This window comes from Bacteroidota bacterium, assembly GCA_040388375.1.
Taxonomy (GTDB): Bacteria; Bacteroidota; Bacteroidia; order UKL13-3; family UKL13-3; genus JAAFJM01.
In genome coordinates, this window is record JAZKBU010000003.1 from 266,791 (window position 1) to 285,806 (window position 19,016).

At 35.9% G+C, this 19,016-nt stretch carries 11 protein-coding genes; 4 read left to right on the top strand and 7 right to left on the bottom strand.

Features of this window, described 5'->3' with window-relative positions:
* Positions 1 to 101: 101 nt before the first annotated feature.
* The 3 genes from V4538_04180 to V4538_04190 form a co-directional block, all read right to left on the bottom strand.
* Positions 102 to 6,254, bottom strand: a complete 6,153-nt coding sequence (locus V4538_04180; protein ID MES2380213.1) for a BNR-repeat neuraminidase N-terminal domain-containing protein — start codon at positions 6,252 to 6,254, stop codon at positions 102 to 104.
* 174 nt (positions 6,255 to 6,428) lie between these two features.
* Positions 6,429 to 7,061, bottom strand: coding sequence for a response regulator transcription factor (locus V4538_04185; protein MES2380214.1), 633 nt, complete (start codon positions 7,059 to 7,061; stop codon positions 6,429 to 6,431).
* A 68-nt stretch (positions 7,062 to 7,129) separates the two neighbouring features.
* Positions 7,130 to 10,081 carry a two-component regulator propeller domain-containing protein gene (locus V4538_04190; GenBank protein ID MES2380215.1) on the bottom strand — a complete coding sequence of 984 codons (2,952 nt, stop codon included), beginning with the start codon at positions 10,079 to 10,081 and terminating at the stop codon, positions 7,130 to 7,132.
* Between the two features lie 142 nt (positions 10,082 to 10,223).
* Here V4538_04190 and V4538_04195 point away from each other — a divergent pair, with 142 nt between their 5' ends.
* The 3 genes from V4538_04195 to V4538_04205 are packed head-to-tail and all read left to right on the top strand — an operon-like array spanning position 10,224 to position 12,793.
* On the top strand, positions 10,224 to 11,408 hold the full coding sequence (locus V4538_04195) for an aspartate aminotransferase family protein (GenBank protein MES2380216.1): 1,185 nt from the start codon (positions 10,224 to 10,226) through the stop codon (positions 11,406 to 11,408).
* A 53-nt stretch (positions 11,409 to 11,461) separates the two neighbouring features.
* Positions 11,462 to 12,487 (top strand): quinone-dependent dihydroorotate dehydrogenase, encoded by a 1,026-nt coding sequence (locus V4538_04200; GenBank protein ID MES2380217.1) that lies wholly within the window; start codon positions 11,462 to 11,464, stop codon positions 12,485 to 12,487.
* Positions 12,488 to 12,502: 15 nt separating this feature from the next.
* A complete protein-coding gene (locus V4538_04205) occupies positions 12,503 to 12,793 on the top strand; it encodes a hypothetical protein (GenBank protein MES2380218.1) in 291 nt (96 codons plus the stop codon).
* 97 nt (positions 12,794 to 12,890) lie between these two features.
* Here V4538_04205 and V4538_04210 read toward each other — a convergent pair whose 3' ends face one another.
* The 3 genes from V4538_04210 to V4538_04220 all read right to left on the bottom strand — a co-directional run bounded on the left by V4538_04210 (position 12,891) and on the right by V4538_04220 (position 14,995).
* The gene (locus V4538_04210) at positions 12,891 to 13,166 is read right to left on the bottom strand and encodes a DUF3817 domain-containing protein (GenBank protein ID MES2380219.1); all 276 of its coding nucleotides are present in this window, start codon (positions 13,164 to 13,166) and stop codon (positions 12,891 to 12,893) included.
* Between the two features lie 4 nt (positions 13,167 to 13,170).
* Positions 13,171 to 14,433 (bottom strand): adenylosuccinate synthase, encoded by a 1,263-nt coding sequence (locus V4538_04215; GenBank protein ID MES2380220.1) that lies wholly within the window; start codon positions 14,431 to 14,433, stop codon positions 13,171 to 13,173.
* A 70-nt stretch (positions 14,434 to 14,503) separates the two neighbouring features.
* On the bottom strand, positions 14,504 to 14,995 hold the full coding sequence (locus tag V4538_04220; protein MES2380221.1) for a transcriptional repressor: 492 nt from the start codon (positions 14,993 to 14,995) through the stop codon (positions 14,504 to 14,506).
* Between the two features lie 338 nt (positions 14,996 to 15,333).
* On the opposite strand from V4538_04220, the gene V4538_04225 reads away from it, so the two are divergent.
* The gene (locus V4538_04225) at positions 15,334 to 16,767 is read left to right on the top strand and encodes an SUMF1/EgtB/PvdO family nonheme iron enzyme (GenBank protein MES2380222.1); all 1,434 of its coding nucleotides are present in this window, start codon (positions 15,334 to 15,336) and stop codon (positions 16,765 to 16,767) included.
* Between the two features lie 221 nt (positions 16,768 to 16,988).
* Here the strand turns inward: V4538_04225 and V4538_04230 are convergent, their stop codons facing one another.
* On the bottom strand, positions 16,989 to 18,890 hold the full coding sequence (locus V4538_04230) for a DEAD/DEAH box helicase (protein ID MES2380223.1): 1,902 nt from the start codon (positions 18,888 to 18,890) through the stop codon (positions 16,989 to 16,991).
* Between the last annotated feature and the right edge of the window lie 126 nt (positions 18,891 to 19,016).

Below are 19,016 nucleotides of genomic sequence, written 5' to 3' on the forward strand. Positions count from 1 at the left end.
TGGTAAAGGATATAAAAAAAATACCATAAAAAAAGCCCTGCATTTCTGCAGAGCGATTTTCAAACAACCCAAACATTTTAAGGATTGGCTTATAGGCTTTATTATCGTTTCATCACTTTTAATACTTGTGTTTCACCATTAATAGTGACTTTTACAAAGTATACTCCTGATGTAAGGTCGTTTATTTTAGCTGCAGGTATATTATTGGTACCAGGCATAACAGGCGCAATTTGTTTACCCACTAATCTTCCCTGTAAATCTATTGTTTCTATTAATGCGTCTCCGGTAATAGTGGTGCTTAAAGCAAGTGTATAGTCGTTTATAAATGGATTTGGATATACTGAAACTGCGTTTGTTTGTTGCCCATCAGTGCTCACTTTTACTGAATTTGAATACGTATATTTTCCATCCGTATCTATTTGCTTTAAACGATAGTATAACAGGTTACTGTTGGTTTTAGCAAAGGCTTCATTATCTGAAATAGTATAATGTAATACTTTGTTACTATTACCTGCACCCTTCACAAATCCTACAAATTCGAATGTGTAACCATCTGTGGAACGTTCTACCTCAAACCCTTTGTTATTGTTTTCTGATGCTGTTGACCATGATATGATAACATCTGTTGCTTTCAATCTTGCGGTTAGTTGCAATAACTTTACAGGTAATGGAGAACTTGCAATCTCATCAGCTCCGATATATGGCTTAACAGACCTTGTTTGCCCATCAAAATCAATATTAATACCGTTTATTATAACACCTTCGAAAGTATGTACACCCGCCATAACTGTGGCTAAATGTAAATCCTGGTTGGAAACAAAAGCTACAATAGTGTCTTTAGAATTGGCATCAACGGTTGAAGCTGTTTGCCAGTCAGCAAAAAATTGTTGTCCCAGATTGTTAAATATACCTATAGAATCAGCCCTGTAAATATTGTTGTTTTGTGTAAGTGTATTTGCATTATTTAAACCAATGGCTAAATGTCCTGCACCAAATCCACCACTGTTTCTTGCATTCACAAATATGTTGTTTCTTACATCATCTGTACCAGCACCAATACGTTGAAACGCAAAAGTTCTGTTAACACCGGGAGAAACGCCTACTCCTCCAATTTTAACAGTATTAAAGTAAATATTGGCAGAACCTGTATTTTTAATAATTCCGTTTATAGCACAAGCCGCTGATACACTCGAACCCAAATTGTCAAAACCAAGACTAATCATATTATTGGTTACAGTTGTGTTCCCTGCTAATAAATTTAATCCATTCATAACAACATAAGGATTGTAAGCGGTTATGGATAAACTGTGTACCAGGTTGCCATTCACCGCATTATTTCCGGTGGTATTGGTATTAAATACAATGCCCGCAATATTTATCGTGTCCACGATTGACGGATTGGTTAATACCAATGAATGAACCACATTGCCGGAAGCAACCTGTGAAGTAGATGCAACAGCATCAACCACAATACCCCCCAATGTTGCAAAAACTCCGTTATTTTTTACACGGGAAGCCGCACGGATATTCTTTACCGTGTTACCTATTACCGAATCAGTACCAGTTACAGTTGGCCCTATATAAATTCCTCTTGTAGCTGAGTTAAGGGTTGTTGCAGATTCATACGCATTTGTAATATTGGCAATAGTGTTATTAAAGATTTTATATGAATGACCTGCTGTAGACGAGTTTGCAAATACACCGCTTACTCGTTGTAATGTTACACTCGAACTGCTCGTGCTTAATATATTGATACTATTGGACAAAGTAGTATCTCCAATCAGGTTATTGATTACATTAACTTTTGCTCCACCTGAAATATTAAATCCAAAAAACTCAGGAGCCGTAGTAGTGCTATTTCCGTATAAATTAATTCCACTAGCAATGTTATTGGTTATATTGATTGTATCTGTAGTTGCAGCCGCACTTGAAGTTCCAAGACCGGCACCTGTTCTTATTACCATAAAACCGCCATTGGTAGTTGTAAAAGTGGTGAACGTGATTGCCCCATTTACAAATCTTGAACCAATCAGGTTCCCGTTACAGTTAATTTTTCCACCTGAAAAATTAAATGCAACAAATGATACTGAAGATGAAGCAGAAGTTGAATCGTTAAAATTGGTAATGGTATTTCCTTGTACTGTGGTTGCAGCACCTTTGCCAACAGATATTTCCATTGCAATATACTGACGTAAGCCTGTTGAAGAAGACGCACTCGCCATTTCGTAAATTCCCGTTCCGTCTGCTGCATTTCCTCCAATAAAATTACTATCAATTGCAAATCCGCTTGAAGTTGTTAAGTCGGCAGTATTAGGTGTAATCCAGAACCCTCTGTGCACAACGGCTGCTGTATAAATTCGCTTAGCTGTTTGATACAAATGATTTTTTTTGATTACCCAAGAGCTGTTGTTAGCTCCAACATAAATACCAGCAGTCGTTGCAGAGGTTAAATAGAAATCATAAATATTACAATTCTCTATGCGGTTATTGTCATTATTGGTTAACGTTGTTGTTGCCGAACCAATTGATGAGATACCAACTGCCGGCAAACCGGTAGCACCTCCATGAATATCACAAAAACGGATAATATTTGAATCGTTGCCATTGGTACCGGTGGTTGTTCCAAAATTCACCACACCTGCGGTAGCTATAGCCGCTGCTCCCGTATTAGTCCCGCGTAAATCGGTATACAAAATTTTATTTTTAGAAGCATCATTTATAAAACGAACAGCAGGAGCACTTGTACTTGTATTACTAATGACCAAATTAGCTCCTAAAGAAAATCCACCACTTCCATTTATACTTCCGTCTATAATAAAGTTAGAACCTCCATTAAAGTCAATAGTTGCTGTATTGTTTGAGCTTTCTATTGTTGAGCCAACTACGTTAGGTATAATAGTAATTGTGTTAACTGCAGAAGCTCCGGTTATTGTATTTAATATGATTGGGAATGTTTCACCGGAACTTGCATTGTATAACGCATCCATAAGCGTTAAGGTTACGGGCCCGTCTATTCCTATAGTTGTAAGTTCATTTATTGCAGATGTAATGGTAGGAAAAACGTACCCAACCCCTATATAGTAATTTCCTGACATAGGTGCCTTTACCTGGATATTACCGGTTGGGTTTCCATTGATTAATCCAAATGAATTTCCACTTATAGTTATACTGGTTACGGCTGCATCAACAAAATTGTTTGGAGTTGCTGTTGAAGAAATGTCGTATACAACCCAAAAATAATTAGCGCCTCCGGCTAAAGTGGCCGAACCTGAAATAGTATAAGAGCTTGCCGGAGCAACCGACCCAAACAACTGTGGATTTGTGAAGGTAGAATCAGAAGCCGTGTAATAAATTTTAGTATTGGCAATATCTGTTGTACTACTTGAACTGGCTAAAGTTAAGTGGAAAGCAGTTGCCTGTAAAGCATTCATTCCTTTTTCAGTATACACCCTTACGCGTAACATTTTTACATTATTAGTCCCCCTTAAAACCAAACCCGTATATTGGTCGGCATTTGCGGAATCAAAAATCATTTGATTAGCAACATTGCCTGTATAATTTCCTTCAAAGGCACCTATATCAGGCAGCCCTGATGTTCCGGTATAACCCGAATACCCGGCTCTTACCTTTCCGCTATAATCTGTTTTAACATCAGTTATAACAGACCCGTTGGCTTCAATTTGTGTTAAAATAGTTGAATCTATATTTAAGAATAAATTTGAACTACCTGTTGTACTTAAAAAGTTAGGAATTTCAGTTACTGATAAAGTTTCTCTTGGTGTTACCCTTGTTTTGTAATCAGCTATTGTTTGATCAGCATTTGCGCCATCGTAAAAAATGAGATTGGTTGCACTTGGAGTACCCGAATAAAACAAATTATTGTTTGAGTTTAAATTAAAGTTACTCAAATTAGTAGAGGCCGATCGTCTGAAAGCTGATGTGAAACCGGTTCCGTTTGCGGTTGATGTATTCACAATAATATTATTGCGCATATCAAGCGCAGCAGAGGTGGCTGTAGCACTATAAGTATGGTAAACACCTGCAGTTGAAAAGTTGGTTCCCGTTGACGTGGCATTCAAATAAATAGTATTGTGGTAAACGCCTAAAGTAGTTGAAGCAGATGTGCTTGTCAAATCAATACCTCTTACAGTAGGCGTTGTACCTCCATTTGATGCAGATGCGCTCAAGCCGGAAATTAAATTATTATAAACGGTTGCTTTACCTGCTGTTGAGGCTGATAGAGTAATACCCGAAACAATCAATGAAGTACTTGTTGTACTTATATTATAAATTTTGTTTGAAAAAATGCTTGGTACACTAGAGGTTTGAAATATTCCGCTTACCGAACCACCACCACTGATTGCGTACAACGTGTTACGGGAAACCGTTCTTACACCTGTAGTAGTAGCCGTATAAATACCATAAGTATTTCCTGTGCTCAAGTGCGAAAGATTGTAGATAGTATTGTAATTATAATTCTCGTTAGTAGTTGTAGACGAAACGTAAATTCCATACAAACCGGCTGTTCCGGTACAGCTTAAATTAAAAATAGTATTGCTGTCACAAATAATAGTTCCACCAGATAATTGAATTCCATACAACGTACTTGATACTCCTGTTCCGGCAACATTAATATTACTTATTGTATTTCTTTTTACAGTAGTTGTTGATGTTCCTGTTGATCCGCCTGAATGATAAATACCAATAGTAGTTCCTCCTCCGGTTCCATTACGTGAAATATCGTTTATGGTGTTATCTGAAATACTTATAGCAGGTGTAGTGCTGTTGTAAAATATTCCATAAATTGTTTTAGTTGCAGAGCCTGCCGTACTAAGTATTGTTTTAGTAATAGCATTACTGTTTATATTTAAAGCTACTGATGGAGCTGCTAATACACCAATAGTATAAAAGCTACCTGTTAGATTGGCCCCTGTTAATACAGTAGAATCAATAGTATTATTTAAAATATTTAATGTGCCACATGCCAACTGGCTCAAAATAACTTCTGAGGTTGCAGTACCTGCATAACTAAAACCATAAAAATAATTGTTAGTAACATTTACCGTAGTTGCTGCTGTATTTAACCAAACCGCTGTGAAAGCTACTGTGCTTGCTGCTGTTACATTACAATTTAAAAATTGGTTATTCTTAATGTTAATAGTATTTCCATTTGCCCCGCTCTGTGCCATTTCCATATCAATGCACCAGTTTATGGTACTTGTACTTGTTCCTCCATTAATGGTAATTTTGTTATATGTTATATCACAACCTGCTCCTATAGAAGACCCATACAACCAAATTCCTCTGTTGCTGGTTGGATGGTTTATACCCGCACCGTTGTTGTTATTGATATTATTGTATGAAATATTAAAACTCCATTGATTGTGAATGAAAATAGCACCACACTGAGCAGTTGCACCTGAACCACCACCAAAATTAATAATGGTATTTCCTGTTGCAGCTGAGCTTCCACCTATATCATTATTTACATCAGCTAATGTGTATGGACTTGGGGCAGCATAACCACCTAACGAAATTCCAAAATTTACATTTTGAATAGTGTTACCGTAGAATTTATTATTAGAGCTGGCTCCCGATACAGAAGTAACCGTAATGATGTTTCCAACCGAAGTGGGTGTGCAGGCCATTACTTCAATACCTACCGAACCTACAGCATTACTACGCGGCCCTGTTGAAGCTGTTGAATTATTTCGGTTAAGCGTTACAACACAGTTTTTAATGGTGTTATTATTTACCCCGTCTGTAGCGCTTGCTTTGTACAATCCGTAACCTACTTCCATTTGAGTAGTAGCCGTTGTATTCGTTATCGGATCGACTAAATCAATTCCATTTATGGTAATATAATCAGAGCCAACAAGGCTCCACATAATATCAATAGAGGCGTTAGATGAAGCCAGCTGTGTACCTGCATAAGCCGTAATAACTGGGTTGGCACCACCACCATTTTTTGCAAAAACAATAGGGTTTGCAGCGGTTCCTGTTGCCGTTACCTGTAGCTGACCGGATAATGTTTCCGTATAGCCGGCCGCAACATTAAATGTTACGCCTCCCGTACCAACACCATATAAATTTAAAGAATCAATGGCAATTTTGATAGAAGAATAATTGGTGGAAGGGACAGTAATAGAACCTGTTAATTGTCCAAATGCGTTTTTTCCTGCAAGCAGCATGGTAAAAAGTAAACAGACCATAGCAGCCAATCGAAAGGATGTGTTTTGTAATTTTTGATTCATTATTTGGTTTAAAATTTTCGAATCAAATCTATAGGTTCACCTGCATGAATGCACCCACATGAGCATGTAGGATATTGAAAAATAAGGCGTTTGGGGCGTTAATGAGCAATCATTTGAAAGAGAATAAATGATAAGGTCAAATGGATAATTTAGTATTGTAGAAACTACTTAAAACTATATTTCTCCTTTAAGCGCTTTAGTAATTACCTCTGTTTTGCTGTTTACCTGCAGTTTGCGGTAAATATTTTTAATATGAAATCGAACAGTATCAATAGTGATGAGCAGTTTTTCGCCAATCAATTTATAGCTTAAACCTTCTGTTAAAGCCATAATAATTTGTTTCTCTTTTTGTGTTAGAGGTTCATCGTATTCTTTCTTTACCGGTGAAAAATATTCCATAACCCTCCTGGCAATAGAAGGAGTCATGTAACTGCCTCCTTTGTTTATTTCAATGATGGCTTTTTTGATTTCAGGTAATGGAGTATCTTTCAATAAGTACCCTGTTGCACCAGCACAAATAGATTTAAAAATTTTATCGTTATCCTTAAATACCGTTAGCATAATAATGTCGGTATCGGGCCATTGCGCTTTAATTTTTTTCATGCCATCAATGCCATTCATTCCCGGTAATCCAATATCTGTAAGAATAAGATCCGGCCTGTGAGTTGAGTCAACGGCATTAAAAAAGGCTTCCACACTATTGCTTACTAAAATGCAATCCATTTCGTGCTGTTGCTCAAAATAATCTTGCAAATTTTCCCTTATGTCGTCAATGTCTTCTATTATGGCTAATTTAATCTTACTCATCCTCTTGCTAATTAATCATCAAATTTCAGTAAATAATTGGATTTATAAACCACATGACAATGTAGGGGCTATATTAATACCGTTACTTCAAAAGAATCCTCCGTTTTATGAATAACAGATGTCCCCTTTAACAGCTCTGCCCTCATCTTAATATTACTAAGTCCCTGGCCCGTATGCACCGTTTCTTTATTGGGTATTACACCATCATTTTTTACTTTCAACAAGCAATGTTCTTTTGATTGCTTATAGGTGATTTGAACATTTTGCGCATTGCTATGCTTGATAATATTATTGATTGTTTCCTTGAACAGCAAAAATAAATGCTGCCTGAATTCAGGTGATAGTTTTTCCTGGTGGTCAATTTTCGCAAAATCAATAGATAAGCTTACTCCTCTTGGGAAAAGTAAATCTTCAGCATGTTCCCGCATCCTGTCAGTTAAGTTGCCCGTAAAATCATTTCGGGAATCAATGGCCCACAATACATCACTCATAGCCACATTTGCTTCTCTGCTCAGTGTTGCCACTCCTTCTAATTTATCTCTTGTTTCCGAATCTCTTGACATTCTTGTTGCCAGCCTGTCAGCCGACATAGTAATACGTGTAAGTAAACTACCCACTTCATCATGCAAATCACTTGCAATTTTCATGCGTAATAATTCTAGTTTTTTCTGGTTATGCAACCTGTTTAAAAAGTAAAAATAAATGAGTGCTGCAATGCCCGTTGCCAGCAAAAGGTAAAACCATATTGTTTGATAAAAGGTTTGCTTAACCAATAAATTATACGTTAATATATTAGTTGATGATATACCCCTGCTTCCTTTGGTAGCCTTAATTAATAACTTGTATTCCCCACTTGTTAAGCTCTCTAAACGCAATGTTGATTCCGTGCCTAATGAAATCCAGTCAGCAGCATGTTGTCCTTCTATTTTGTAAAAATAAGTATGCAATTCGGGAGCGGTATAATCAGTTACTGAAAACGAAAAGCTTAACAAATTATCTCCGGGATACATAACAATTTTATTGTCGGCTTGTACATGAACATCCAAAATTTCTTTTGATTCTTTTTCCCATTTATGTATACCGGAAACAAAAACCTGATATGGAATTTCATGTATGTCTAATTGAGGCGGATAGAAGGATGTTATGCCATTAATTCCTCCAAAATACAACTTTCCATCGTTTGCCCTGAATGAAGAGTTTTGATTGAATTCATTATCTGTTATGCCATCCGATTTGTAGTATTGAATAATCGTTTGGGTTTGCGTGTGGTAATAATTTAACCCATTGTAAGTGCTTATCCATAGCCTCACGGAATCTTGCCATTGCATACTATACACTTCATTACTGCTTAAACCATCCTCCTTCGCAATCGTGTATATTTTCTTTAGGTCTGCTGATAATACATTGATTCCTCCTGACTCTGTTGCAATCCAAATATTTCCTTTGGTGTCAGTTGTTATGGCATTAATAAGACTACCACTTAAGGCTGGTGTTGTACGTTCATCAATATAAAACATCGTTCCTTTATATTTGTCTACCAAATAGGCTCCCTTGTCAGTACCTACCCAAAACTGCCTTTTACCCGGTAACATATACATAAAACGTACAGCCGATCCTCCTACACTGTATTTATCATTTGTATGGCAAAAAAGTTTAGACTTAACAATATCAAAGCTCAACAATCCATTTTCAGAACCTAGCCAGATAATTCCTTCAATATCCTGTACCAGTGCCAAAGAAGAACCTTTTGTATCACACATTCCATCTTCAGAACGGTAGAACAAACTTTCAATAGATTGAGTATGCTTGTTATAACGGACAAAATAATTAGCATCAGAGCCCATATAAATATAACTGGTATCAACATTTAAAAGTGAGCGCAGAGAAAAGGGTTCAGTTTTCCCTTGGTACATTATTTTATCCCGGTTGGTCCATGTATGTCTTCTTTTTTCATACTTCAAAAAACCCGCATAACTTGCCACATAAATATCTCCGTTGGTGTCTTCAATAATTTGTCTTGTACTTACTTTTTTAGGCTCGTTATAAAGTAATTTTTCAAATACCGGTTTAGGTTTGTCGGGAATTAATTTAATAAGCCCTTTATTGGTACCAATCCAAATTACATTAAACTCATCTTCGTAGAGGCAGAAAATACGCTTATGGCCAATCACGTTATTATCGTTTACCGATATGTCTGTTGTTTTAAAAGTTTTCTTTTCTATTTTAATAATCTTGGTAAAATTCCTGTATCCTATTAAAACGTGGTCTTTTTGATCCAATAAATATTCCGGGTCCTGTTTAACTGAATTCAATGAATCGAAAGAAATGATTGCATGAGCAGCATGTGTTAAATTTTTAATCCCTATATTAACACCACCTGCATACAGTTGATCAGAAATGAGTGTTAAAAAAGTAATGGAGCGGTTACGCTGACTTGGTATATAAGCCACTTTTTCTGTTCCGGCAACTAATTTTATAATATCGTCTCTCTTTGTTAGGCGAGCATAAATATTTCCCAACTTATCCACCTGCATTCTGTTATTCTTGAGTTGACCTTGTGCAAAATGGTATATTACTTTACAACTCCAATCGGGAGCAATTTGTAGAATATACTTATAGTGAAAGCCAACAATGATATTGGAATGAAAGAGTGCTAAACACATGACCGCATTTTTTTTTGACGAAGGAGTACATTGTATTATATGGCCATCTTTACAAGAAATATACTGAAGCCCTATATCCGTTCCTATCCATACAACATCACGAAATTCATCATACAGAATAGTATATATGAAGAGCTTTTTAAGAGGTGCAATTTCAGAAAAAGTATTGCCATCATATTTGTAGAGTCCATGCTTGGTTGCAATCCACATCATACCCGATTTATCTTTGGTAATAGCTGTTACCTCAATATTATTCAGGCCCGCCTCTTCATTAAACAATATAGCTTTTGCCTGAGCACATACTGTGGAAAGTAAAAGCCCCAAAACAAAAAAAAGAGTAGCGATTTGTTTATTCATGTATGAAACATTGTACACCTGTAGTCGTGCAAACAAATACATTATGCAAAACAAATACAGGTAAACATTTTATTTAGCAGCAATCATACTAAAAAAGCAGATTCTTTTTATTTAAGTGCGATGAATACATTTATTTTGCTCAATGCTTTCAAACCGACAACTATTTTTAGCGCATCAGGCACAAACTACCAATTTCCCTTTATTGTTAGAAGTAAGTAAAGCTGATGGCGTTTATATATACGATACCAACGGTAAACCACATATTGATTTTATTTCAGGTATTTCAGTAAGTAGTTTAGGTCATGGTAATGAAGCAGTGAAAGAAGCCATTAAAAAGCAAGTAGACGATTACATGCATTTAATGGTGTATGGCGAATATGTGCAGGAACCTACAGCGCAGTTAGCATCTAAATTAGTTTCGTACTTGCCCGACTCTTTAAACACCGTTTACTTTGTAAACAGTGGAGCCGAAGCTACAGACGGAGCTTTAAAATTAGCCAAACGAGTTACCCAAAAATCAAAAATAGTAGCCTGTAAAAACGCATACCATGGCAGTACACATGCGGCATTAAGCTTAAATAGCAACGAGTATTATACACAAGCCTTCAGGCCATTATTGCCCAATATAGGTTTTATAGAATTTAACAATATAGAAAGTCTTTCGCTCATAGATAACGATACTGCCTGTGTAATTGTAGAAACCATACAGGGCGAAGCAGGTTATATAATACCCGATATAGAATTTTTGCAGGCATTGCGCAGCAAATGTACCGAGCAGGGTTGTTTGTTGATTTTTGATGAAATACAGGCAGGCATTGGTAAAACAGGTAAAATGTTTGCTTTTGAGCATTGGCATATTATTCCCGATATTTTATTATTAGGTAAAGCCTTAGGAGCAGGTATGCCCATAGGTGCATTTGTGAGCTCACAACAGTTTATGCATACTTTAACTGATAATCCGATACTGGGGCATATTACTACCTTTGGCGGGCATCCCGTAATTGCTGCTGCTGCCTTGGCTGGTTTACAGGAATTAGAAAGATTAGACTTAATGAGTGAAATTGAAACAAAAGAGGCTTTAATCAGGCAACAATTGGTACACCCGAAAATTAAGCAAATAAGAGGTAAAGGATTAATGCTGGCCGTTGAATTAAATAATTTTGATGAGGTGTTAAAAGTATGCCAGTTGTGCTTACAAGACGGGCTCATTATTGACTGGTTTTTGTTTGCCAACAACTGTATTCGTTTAGTTCCACCTTTAATTATTACCCATGAGCAAATTGAAAAAGCCATTTCAATTATCCTGTCTAACTTAAATAAATTATAATCAGTTCGGTTTTTTATCAATAGGGAATTACTTTCGCGCAAAAACTAAAAGCTTTGTATAAAATACTCCTTAAAATATTATTCTTAATGCCGGCAGAAACTGCGCATTATTTCTCCTTAAATACCTACCGGATACTTTGCAAAATACCATTCGTAAGAAATATTTGCTCAGCCATATTCAGGGTGAAAAACCCCGTTCAGTTTTTAGGTTTAAATTTTTATAACCCCGTAGGCTTAGCAGCCGGTTTCGATAAAAATGCAAAATATTTAAAAGAATTAAGTTCCTTAGGTTTTGGTTTTGTGGAGATAGGAACGGTTACTCCTTTGCCGCAAAGTGGCAATGATTTACCTCGTTTATTTCGTTTACCCCAAGATGAATGTATTATAAACCGAATGGGCTTTAATAATGATGGTTTAGAAGTAATAAAACAACGTTTGGTTAACAGGCCCGCTGATTTAATAGTTGGGGGCAATATTGGTAAAAACAAAGTTACACCCAACGAAAATGCCAAAGACGATTATGTAAAATGTTTTGTGGGCTTGTATCCATTAGTCGATTATTTTGTGGTGAATGTAAGCTCGCCAAACACACCTAATTTGCGCGAACTGCAAGACAAAAAACCATTAAGTGAAATATTAATGGCTTTAATAGAAGAAAGACAAACATTTATCAAAGAAGGACAAAAGCAAAAACCCATTTTATTGAAAATTGCACCGGATTTAACTTTATCGCAATTAGACGATGTAATTGAAATAGTACAAATAACGGGCATTGATGGTTTAGTAGCAACCAATACAACCATAAGCAGGGAAGATTTGATTACTGATAAAGGCGAAGTGGAAGCAATAGGGGCAGGAGGGTTAAGCGGAAAAATACTAAGCGAAAAGTCAACCGAAATAGTAGCTTATATTCAGCAAAAATCAAACGGGCAAATTCCAATCATTGGCGTTGGCGGTATTCATTCAGTAGAAACAGCTAAACAAAAATTAGCCGCAGGAGCAGGTTTAATTCAGTTGTATACAGGCTTTATTTATGGAGGCCCTCAATTGGTAAAAAAGTTAGCTAAGTTTTCAAAGTAAAAGATTACAAACAACATGAATTTAGTACATTTAACACCCGCAGCCATTAAGGCTATTCAACAGTATAAAGTGAGCTTACAAATACCCGAAAATTATTTTTTGCGTGTAGGCATTAAACAAAAAAATGCAAGTGATAAGGGCTTGGTTATTGGATTTGATGAACCTACCGATAAAGATAAAATAGTGGAGGTTGAAGGAATAAAAATTATTTACCATCCAGGTCAGGCTTTATTTTTTGCAGGTATGCAAGTTGACTTTATAGAACGCGATGGAAAAGAAGGTTTTGAGTTAATAGAAAAAAGGTAATATTTACTATAAAGTAAAGTCAGGTGCAAAGCTTTATAAAGCTGCGGTCTTCTACTAAACTAAGGGGTTTTTTAAACAAATAGCTATTGAAAAAAAATTACAGTTTTGTATTACTATAAAAAGTGCCAAACGGGATAAATGAGGCTAGAAAAAACAAAAATGTTTTACCCAAACTCCATTTGTATTGAATAGCTACCAACACTAAAAACAATACATACAACATAAACAAAACACCGTGAGTCATGCCAATATAATAATTGGGTTCCATTATACCATATGCATATTTTAGTGGCATGGTAATACCAAACAATAAATAAGAACAGCCTTCGGCAAAGGCTATTCTTTTAAAAGCTAACAATAAGTTTTTTTGCATTCGTTTATCTTACGATAGTTTCATCTCTATCCGGACCCACAGAAATGGTATTTACTTTTAAACCGATTTGCTCTTCAACAAAAGCCATATAGGTTTTAAAAGATTCCGGTAATTCGTTATACGTTTTTATTTTACTTAAGTCACCTGTCCAACCGGCAAAATTCTGGTACTGTGGGTCAATAGCGGTATCTACTAAACTGTAAGGAATTTTATCGCTGATAACACCATCAATATCGTAAGCATGGCAAACAGGAATTTGTCCTAAACCACTTAATACATCGCTTTTGGTACAAATTAAATCAGTCACACCATTTAGCATAATGCTGTATTTTAAAGTAGGTAAATCAAGCCAGCCGGTTCTTCTTGGCCTGCCTGTTGTAGCGCCAAATTCATGTCCTAATTGTCTTAGTTCTTCACCTTGTTCATTGTCTTGTTCTGTTGGAAAAGGACCGCTTCCTACACGTGTACAATAAGCTTTGAAAATACCATATACACGTTTAATATGTTGAGGGGCTACTCCAAGTCCGTTACAAACACCACCAGTAATAGTATTTGATGAAGTTACAAATGGATAAGTACCGTAATCAATATCTAACAAAGTACCTTGCGCACCTTCTGCTAAAATTTTCTTTCCATCGTTAATTAAATCATTTAAAAAGTATTCAGTATTTACTATTTTAAATTGTTTTAAAAATTCAACAGCTTCAAAAAAAGCCGGTTCATGGTCAGCCATATTGTAAGGATGGCTAAATCTATCCAATAAAGTGCGGTGATTGGCTGCTACTATCTGGTATTTTTGGTTGAAATTAGCTGATAAAATATCGCCTACACGTAAGCCACTTCTTCCAATTTTGTCTTGGTAAGTGGGACTGATTCCGCGAAGTGTAGAACCAATTTTATGTTCACCTTTATTGGCTTCGCTTGCAGCGTCTACTAGTCTGTGTGTTGGAAGAATGATATGCGCTTTCTCTGAAATATAAAGATTTTCAAGTGGGTTAGCTCCACCAATACTTATTTTTTCAATTTCTTTTTTAAACGTAATAGGGTCAATAACAACACCACTGCCAATTATATTGATACAGTGTTTGTGAAATATACCGGAAGGGATTGTGTTTAATACATGTTTTTGACCATTAAACTCCAATGAGTGACCGGCATTTGGCCCTCCTTGAAATCTAGCCACCACATCATATTGTGGAGTAAGTACATCAACTATTTTACCTTTACCTTCATCGCCCCATTGTAGGCCTAATACTACGTCTATCATTTTTATTTTATTTTTATATCTTTAAGCCATTAATTGTGTTGGCTGTTGCTTAATTAGTTTATCAAATCAATTAATAATCCGGTTTAGGAATTACTTTTTGACAGGTTAAACAATTGCGGTTTTCATCTAATTTTGGGTTACCAAATAAATACAAAGAGTGATTGGTCACTTCAAATTGCATTAAATCGCCCATCATGGTTTTTATTTGGTGTATTCTTGGGTCGCAAAACTCTAAAATATTGCTGCAATAATTACAAATCATGTGGTCATGCTGCCTAAAACCATATGCTCTTTCAAAACGGGCTAAGTTTTTACCAAATTGGTGCTTTATTACTAGGCCACAATCCAATAGCAAATCAAGTGTGTTGTAAACAGTAGCTCTACTTACCCTGTAATTGCGCTTTTTCATGTGCTCAAACAGCGTTTCAACATCAAAATGCTCTTTATTGTTATAAATTTCATCAAGTATGGCAAAGCGTTCAGGAGTTTTACGTTGTTCGTTTTGCTCCAAAAATGTAATAAATTTTTGCCTTACCTCGTCCTTAATTTGGTCATTGCTCATAAATTTGCGCACCGATTAAGGTTCAAATAAAATTGTTATTACTTGCCTTTCAAAACATTGTTGATTGTTTGTTTGCCTAAATTTTGCCTTTGACTCTCTAATGTGTTAGTTTTTAAATGCCTATAAATTTATTGGCAGGTAAATTTTAAAGAAATAAATAATTTTTGTTAATTACTTTCGCATTGGTTTAAAGGGTCTTTTTGTGCCATTTTTCAATGGTTTTAAGTGCTTCTATTTCAAACTTATCAACCAGAAACACACATTTTTAACATTTTTTTTTCGTATTTATACACTAAAGTCTTAAAATCCGTTATATTTGGAAACTTTAAGAAAACTATATGAAATTAGTAAATCAATTATTGTTTGCATCGTTTGCCGCCACCATGGTTTTTTCAGCTTGCTCTGAAAAATCAAGTTCAACAGGTTGGAAATACAACGATACTAAATGGGGAGGATTTGAGAAACATAAATTCACAGACCAAGAGACCGGGCCAGGCTTAGTATTTGTGGAAGGTGGTACTTTTGTAATGGGAGCTTCTGAACAAGATGTTACCTACGATAGAAATAATTTAAAAAGACGTCTTACCGTTAATAGTTTCTATATGGATGAAACAGAGGTAACTAACTTACATTACTTAGAGTATGTATATTGGTTAAATCGCGCTTATAGTGCTGAAAATCCGATAGTAGCTGAAAAAGCTTTACCTGATACTTTAGTATGGCGCTCAAAACTTTCATACAATGAGCCTTACGTAAATTACTATTTACGTTATCCAAACTTTAGAGATTACCCGGTTGTAGGTGTAAGCTGGTTACAAGCCAATGAGTATTGTAAATGGCGTACTGACCGTGTGAACGAAATGATTATGATAAGAGAAGGCTTAATGAAAAATAGCAATCTTTTAAAACAAGGTCAGGAAACATTTAATACAGAAGCCTATATGTTAGGTTTAACTCCTGTTGATATTAAAAAAGAACTTAAAGACTATACACCTAATGGTAAAAAACGTCAGGTAAAAATGGAAGATGGTATTTTATTACCTGATTACCGTTTACCAACAGAGGCTGAGTGGGAATATGCTGCAAATGGTTACATGACTGCTTCATATAACGAGAATGTTGATGTTAGAAGAATTTACCCTTGGAACGGTTTAACTTTACGTAGAAGCGATAATGAAAAAACACGTGGAAGAATGTACGCTAACTACGTAAGAGGAAGAGGTGATTACAAAGGTATTGCAGGTAACTTAAACGATAATGCTTCATATACTACTGCAGTAAAAGACAAGTTTTTTATTCCTAACGATTTTGGTTTGTATCATATGGCTGGAAACGTTAGCGAGTGGGTAATGGATGTTTATCGTCCACTTTCGTTAGAAGATAATAGCGATATGGATGCATTCAGAGGTAATGTTTACAAAACTCAGGTACGTGATGCCGATGGAGCAATTACTGAAAAAGATAGTTTAGGTAGGGTTATTTACAGAGATGTAACAGAAGCTGAAAATGCAAAAAGACGTAACTACCAAAGAGCTGATAATATCGGTTTCCGTGATGAGTTAACTTATGCAGATATTGATCAAAAATACGAGTACAGCGTAACATCATTAATTAACAATGCTGCCAGAGTTTATAAAGGTGGTAGCTGGAACGATAGAGCATATTGGTTAAGTCCGGGAACAAGAAGATATTTAGACCAAGAGCAAGCAACTGCAACCATTGGTTTCCGTTGTGTAATGGATAGATTAGGAAGCCAAAACAAAAAGAAATAGGCTTTATAAAAGTATTAATATAAAATCCGAATCAGTTAAACTGGTTCGGATTTTTTTTATGCTTATGGCTTTACTTGAATAGAGAAGTAATAAATTTAAAAGGATGAGTATAGTATCTTAGCTTCCAAAACTAAATTGATAAATAGTAGAGATGCTTATCCATAAAAAAAGCCAAATCAATTTGATTTGGCTTTTTAGTATAATTATGTGAATCTGATTAACTAATCTTTTCTACGTCTTCTTTCTCCTCCGCCATCACTATTTCTAGGTCTGTCAGATGAACCAGAACGGTATGATCTTCCTCCTCCATCTCTGCTACCACCTGAATCACGTGTTCCGTATCCACCACCAGTATTAGAGCCACCTTCACTTCTTCTGTTACTTCCGCTGTAGCTTCTGCTTCTACCACCTTCACTACGTCCTCCGCTGTCTCTGCTGCCACCTTCACTTCTTCCATATCCACCGCTGCGACCACCGTTACGAGAACGTCCACCGCTACCACCTGGTTTGTCACCACTTAATTCAGCACGTACCGGACGGCCTTCATAAGTACTGCCATTTAAAGCATCTATAATTTTAGTTGCGTGTTCTGTATTGGAATCAACAAAACTAAAAACACCACTCACGTCAACATGTAATTCTTTCCAATCTAAACCACTCATTTGAGCAACCCAATCTTTAAAACTACGGATATCAAAACCATCTTTTTTACCTAAACTTACAAAAATGCGTTGATTTCTATCTCTTCCTCTGCCTTCGCTTGAACCCGAATCACGGTCACGTGGCGCTTTGCTATCAACATTTAAGTCAGGAGCATTTAAGTATTCAGCACTAAATCTGCGTAATTCAAGTGAAAGGAATTTTTGAATTAACTCTTCAGATGGAATAGCCATTAATGGATGTAAACCAGCCATTACTTTTTCATCAAAAATACTTGTTTCAATTTCAGTATTTATAATGGTATCAGTAAAAGCTAATAATTTTTTATCACGTACTTCTTCGGCACTTGGAATAAGAATTTTTTCAAATTTAACATTTGAAAGACGTTCAATATCTTTTAATCTGCCGTTTTCACGCATATTAAGTAAAGTAAATGAAACACCTAATTTACCTGCTCTACCTGTTCTACCACTTCTGTGTGTGTAGTTTTCGATATCATCTGGTAAATGGAAATGTATTACGTGGGTTAAACCAGTAACATCAATACCACGAGCCGCTACATCAGTTGCTAATAATATTTTAATAGCGTGATGGCGGAAACGGTTCATTACCTTTTCACGTTGTCCCTGGCTTAAATCACCGTGTAAACAATCAGCGTTATAACCATCTTTGATTAATTTATCGCTAATGTCTTGGGTTTCGTGTTTGGTAGTACAGAAAATAATAGCATAAAGATTATCACTATTAAAATCTAAATAACGTTTTAACGCTGCATATTTATCGCGAGCATGCACTGCTGCATATTGATGCGTAATATTTACATTACCTGAATTTGATTTACCTACGGTAATCTCAAATGGGTTTTTCATGTATTTATTAGCAATATTTCTGATGCTTTTAGGCATGGTTGCACTGAATAAGCATACGCGTTTTTCAGCAGGAGTTTCGGCTAAAATGTATTCAACATCTTCTTCAAATCCCATATTAAGCATTTCATCTGCTTCGTCAAGTACCACAAAATTAACGGTTGAAATGTTAATAGCTCTGCGGCTCATTAAATCCATTAAACGACCCGGAGTTGCTACAATAATGTTTGCTCCACGTTTAATATCAGAAATTTGACGTTCAATGCTACTACCTCCGTAAACGGCAACAATACTTAAATTAGATTTAAATTTGCTAAAGTTTCCAAGGTCTTTGCTTATTTGCATGCAAAGTTCACGAGTTGGACAAATAATTAATGCTTGAATATTTTTGTTGGTAGGCTGTATAAGTTGGATAATTGGCACTCCAAATGCTGCCGTTTTACCTGTTCCCGTCTGGGCCAATCCTAAAATATCTTGCCCTGTTTCTAAAAATACCGGAATAGACTGTTCCTGTATAGGCGTTGGGGTCTCAAACCCCATCTCTTGAATCGCATTCAAGATGGGCGTTTCTACGCCCAAATCACTAAAATTTTTCAAAGTACTGTTATAAAAATAAGCGACAAAGATAGCTAAATAAATGACAAATTGTTCCTAGTGAGATAAATAAGTTAATTAAAGTGTTTAAAATGATACTGTTAAGTATTGGTTTTAAAGGGATATAGG

Coding starts and splice junctions, on each gene's coding strand:
- V4538_04195 (MES2380216.1), top strand. CDS start 10,224: ATGCTTTCAAACCGACAACTATTTTTAGCGCATCAGGCACAAACTACC.
- V4538_04225 (MES2380222.1), top strand. CDS start 15,334: ATGAAATTAGTAAATCAATTATTGTTTGCATCGTTTGCCGCCACCATG.
- V4538_04210 (MES2380219.1), bottom strand. CDS start 13,166: ATGCAAAAAAACTTATTGTTAGCTTTTAAAAGAATAGCCTTTGCCGAA.
- V4538_04215 (MES2380220.1), bottom strand. CDS start 14,433: ATGATAGACGTAGTATTAGGCCTACAATGGGGCGATGAAGGTAAAGGT.
- V4538_04205 (MES2380218.1), top strand. CDS start 12,503: ATGAATTTAGTACATTTAACACCCGCAGCCATTAAGGCTATTCAACAG.
- V4538_04220 (MES2380221.1), bottom strand. CDS start 14,995: ATGAGCAATGACCAAATTAAGGACGAGGTAAGGCAAAAATTTATTACA.
- V4538_04185 (MES2380214.1), bottom strand. CDS start 7,061: ATGAGTAAGATTAAATTAGCCATAATAGAAGACATTGACGACATAAGG.
- V4538_04190 (MES2380215.1), bottom strand. CDS start 10,081: ATGAATAAACAAATCGCTACTCTTTTTTTTGTTTTGGGGCTTTTACTT.
- V4538_04180 (MES2380213.1), bottom strand. CDS start 6,254: ATGAATCAAAAATTACAAAACACATCCTTTCGATTGGCTGCTATGGTC.